The organism is Acinetobacter entericus (assembly GCF_026168575.1).
Lineage (GTDB): Bacteria > Pseudomonadota > Gammaproteobacteria > Pseudomonadales > Moraxellaceae > Acinetobacter > Acinetobacter bouvetii.
This window is the reverse complement of sequence record NZ_JAPEQW010000151.1, coordinates 1-364: the sequence shown is the minus strand read 5'-3', so window position 1 is coordinate 364 and position 364 is coordinate 1. Positions and strand designations below refer to the sequence as shown.

Annotated in this window: 1 protein-coding gene; it reads right to left on the bottom strand. The window is 51.9% G+C overall.

Annotated features, from left to right (window positions below; translation table 11 throughout):
- Window positions 1–10: 10 nt before the first annotated feature.
- Window positions 11–364, bottom strand: a 354-nt coding sequence (locus tag OKC24_RS20240) for a heat shock 9/12 family protein (RefSeq protein WP_265466326.1), incomplete at its 5' end; no start/stop codon positions are given.

Genomic DNA, 364 nt, shown 5'->3' with positions numbered 1-364 from the left:
CCACTTGCACCTATTTCTTTGCATTGTTTTCTGCTCCCTCCTTGGCACCGGTAACCGCCGCAGAGACACGCTCAACTGCATCTGCAGTCGCTTGCTTGAGGTGGTCAAAGGCAGACTCGCCAGAGTTTGCAGCACTCTTTGCATCGCCCTTGGCGTCGTCGTGGCCTCTTTGCACAGAGTCGCCTAAACGTTGACCCAATGACTTGTTGTCTTCTGGAGTTAGTGCAGAAGCCGCCTTGTCATAGGCATCAGTGACAGCCTCCTTGGCCTGGTCATAGTATGTCTTTTGTGAGTCCGGAGTAACCTTCTCGGAGAGTTTGTCGGAAAAGTCTTTTCTGCCAGCGTCAGCCATTGTTATATGTTG